Origin of the sequence: Vibrio sp. V31_P5A7T61, assembly GCF_009904895.1 — a bacterium.
GTDB lineage: Bacteria > Pseudomonadota > Gammaproteobacteria > Enterobacterales > Vibrionaceae > Vibrio > Vibrio metschnikovii.
In genome coordinates, this window is sequence record NZ_WXWI01000024.1 from 1 (window position 1) to 2,526 (window position 2,526).

2 protein-coding genes are annotated in these 2,526 nt (G+C 39.9%); both read right to left on the reverse strand.

Annotated features, from left to right (window positions below; translation table 11 throughout):
- Positions 1-317 precede the first annotated feature (317 nt).
- A complete protein-coding gene (locus CAG58_RS04930; RefSeq protein ID WP_064626947.1) occupies positions 318-851 on the reverse strand; it encodes a cysteine hydrolase family protein in 534 nt (177 codons plus the stop codon).
- Positions 852-990: 139 nt separating this feature from the next.
- Positions 991-1,761: an alpha/beta fold hydrolase gene (locus CAG58_RS04935; RefSeq protein WP_161429673.1), complete on the reverse strand. Its 771-nt coding sequence runs from the start codon at positions 1,759-1,761 to the stop codon at positions 991-993.
- Positions 1,762-2,526: the final 765 nt, after the last annotated feature.

Sequence of the window (2,526 nt, forward strand, 5' to 3'; positions counted from 1 at the left end):
TTTTCGGTCATAGCTAAAAAAATCACAGATTCATTATTAACGAACCGATTTCTCAAAAATTCTCTAGCAGCATCAATATCCGATTTTTGCCCATAAAACTGACGATAATCATCAAATAAACTCACAATCTGATCTAATTCAGAAATTGCAGCCTTTAAAATCTTCATTTAACTCTCCTTGTCCATTAACAGGCATAACGCCCGGCTAAGGGGTTGACAACGCACCGCCGAACTTAAAAAACACACTTAAACACTGAACTGCAATTTTGCACTAAAATCACCAAGCGTTGGCAATCCCTCTTGAGCCGTTTGTTAGCCTTATGACGTCAAAGATTGTGTCGATACAGCTGTAATCTTGACACCAAAACTAGAAATACTCGGCAATGTTGCATTGTGATGTACTCGGATTTGCTCACCTGACAAATGAGATTTGCTTTGAGTTGTGTGAGCATCTGATATCAAATCCACCGAGTAACCTAAACCAGCAGCTCGTCGCGTAGTTGTATCTACACAAAACTCTGTGGCGTAGCCGCAGATATAAAGATGCTCAATACAGAGTTCTTGCAGCAACGACTCCAAGTTTGTTCGTAAAAACGAATCTGGCGTTGTTTTGCGTATAAAATGGTCACTACTTTCAACGTGTAATGATGACTGTAATTGCCAACCTTCACTGCCATATTCGATTGGAGTCCCAGTTTGTTCATGTTGGATAAAGATGACTGAGATATCCTTTTGGCGCGCCCAATCTGTGACTTTATTGATGCGAGTTAAAACCTCATTTCTTTCAAACGGTTGAGGTGTTGGGTCAAACAAAATATTCTGCACATCAATAACAAGAACTGCTGATTTCATAGAATCTCCTTTTGAATAAGGCTAACGCCGCGTTAAGGGGTGAGCAACGCAACTACTAACTTACCGCATTCAACTAAAACCAATAAAATCAACGCATAACAAAAATGCTACGCGTTGCGAATCCCTCTTGAACGCCTTGTTAGTTTTTGTGCTGCAACAAGAACTGTTCTAACATTTTACCAACCAATTCCGGAGATTCTTGATGCGAAGAATGTCCTGTCAATGGGATATTCGCAAAACTACAACCTGTAATTTTCGACTTTAAAGCCGCTGCCTCTTCCAACGAAAACAAGAAGTCATTATCACCTCGCATTACTAATGTCGGGCAACTAATTTTTTCAACTAATTTATGTGGGTAACCAGATTTTGTTGTATCAAGCCAGACTGCTTTTACAGCGTCTACGAGTTTAGGGAAATCCGGTTTAGGATTTGACGCCTTATATAAAGCAACATCATCGGCAAACCTTGATGACCAAAATTCAGCCGTCAAACCACTTAGTAATTCAACCGATGGATCATCTGCTTCTAATCGCCACTGCGAACCAAGTGTCACCAAACAAGATACCCTTTCCGGCTCTTGTATTGCTAACCGATAACCTACGATACCACCGTCACTGAAACCAAAAATTGAATATTTATCGATGTCCAAATAGCTCAGAACATGCTGAACGTCTTGTTGATATTGCATGTAATTAAGTGGACGATCACCTAAAAGAGACTTCCCGTGACCACGGAAATCTATACTTATCAATTGATAGTCAGCAGCAACATATTTATGAATTGAACTTAACTCATTCAATGAACCAAGACCGCCATGAAGCATCAATAAGGGCTTGCCATCATGATTACCTGAAAGCTCGTAATAAATCTCGGAGCCACTAACACTTACATACCCATTTTTATTTTTCATTTTATCGACCAACTACGTTTGTATTGATTTGACCTGAAAAAACTAACGCCCGCTTAAGGGGCTGACAACGCTACTACCAAGTTTCCGCATAACACCGTAACCACCAAAATCAACGCATAATAAAAATGCCACGCGTTGGAAGTCCCTCTTGAAGCGTTTGTTATGCTTTATTACTCATTGATTACATTGAACTTTTACAATGTTCATTTGTTCGCAGCAGTTTAACTCAAAATGACAAACCAGCCTACTTTCAGCAATCATTGGTGCAGATAAGATCCCAAATAAGTTGAAGCGAATTAGCCTGCGGAATCAAGGGGTCAACAACACCAAAGGAAGAGACCTTTCAGCAACAATCGAACCTTTTGCGTACACAATTTATCAGAGCAGAACCAGACAAAAGCGCACAAACATCGATAAACTTGCGCTAACCAAACACTGTCAGCAAGCTAGATGCCAATGAGATCCCAAACATGCTGAAGCGAAATAGCCTGCGGAATCAATGAGCAAACCACACCAAAGAAAGAGACCTTTCAGCAACAATCGAACCTTTTGCGAGCACAATTTATCAGGGCAAAGTTACCGAAAAAGCACAAGTATCGTTCAACTTTCAATCGCCACCAAAAAGAACAATAAACTCATAACATCAATTAATTAGAACGGAAAACCTCTAAGTCAGACTAAATTTTCCCATTAAAATTTATATATTGATTTTGCTGAGGTTCAATAAAGCATAACGCCGCGTTAAGGGGTGAGCAACGCAACTAC

Excerpts from the sequence above, each read along its gene's own strand:
- CAG58_RS04930 (WP_064626947.1), bottom strand. The coding sequence starts at position 851 with ATGAAATCAGCAGTTCTTGTTATTGATGTGCAGAATATTTTGTTTGAC.
- CAG58_RS04935 (WP_161429673.1), bottom strand. The coding sequence starts at position 1,761 with ATGAAAAATAAAAATGGGTATGTAAGTGTTAGTGGCTCCGAGATTTAT.